Genomic DNA, 505 nt, shown 5'->3' with positions numbered 1-505 from the left:
CCGTTCCCATGCCGAACACGGAAGTTAAGCGTCTCAGCGCCGAAAGTAGTTGGGGGATCTCCCCCTGTGAGGATAGGACGTTGCCAGGCTACATATTGGAGGATTAGCTCAGCTGGGAGAGCACCTGCCTTACAAGCAGGGGGTCGGCGGTTCGATCCCGTCATCCTCCACCATTTACACCTGCCGGTGTAGCTCAGTTGGTAGAGCATCTGACTTGTAATCAGAGGGTCGAGGGTTCGAATCCTTTCGCCGGCACCATTTGATCTTTTTAAAAGTCTACCGCTAGAAATTATACCTTGCCGGGGTGGCGGAATTGGTAGACGCACAGGACTTAAAATCCTGCGAGGGTTTCCTCGTGCCGGTTCAAGTCCGGCCCTCGGTACCATTAATATTTTCCCATGATGATTATTCGTCTCGCACCCTTAGCTCAGCTGGATAGAGCGTTAGACTACGAATCTAAAGGCCGGGAGTTCGAATCTCTCAGGGTGCACCATTTTAACGGGAA

At 52.3% G+C, this 505-nt stretch carries 4 tRNA genes and 1 rRNA gene; all 5 read left to right on the top strand.

Features of this window, described 5'->3' with window-relative positions:
* Positions 1-89 (top strand): 5S ribosomal RNA (gene rrf / locus KNP00_RS14105); the annotation flags it as partial.
* Positions 90-97: 8 nt separating this feature from the next.
* Positions 98-173, top strand: a tRNA-Val gene (locus KNP00_RS14100).
* Between the two features lie 9 nt (positions 174-182).
* Positions 183-258, top strand: a tRNA-Thr gene (locus tag KNP00_RS14095).
* Positions 259-298: 40 nt separating this feature from the next.
* Positions 299-385 (top strand) — tRNA-Leu (locus tag KNP00_RS14090).
* A 31-nt stretch (positions 386-416) separates the two neighbouring features.
* Positions 417-493, top strand: a tRNA-Arg gene (locus KNP00_RS14085).
* The last annotated feature ends 12 nt before the right edge of the window (positions 494-505 follow it).

Source organism: Exiguobacterium qingdaonense (genome assembly GCF_018617855.1).
GTDB lineage: Bacteria > Bacillota > Bacilli > Exiguobacteriales > Exiguobacteriaceae > Exiguobacterium > Exiguobacterium qingdaonense.
This window is presented reverse-complemented; position numbering and strand designations above follow the sequence as displayed.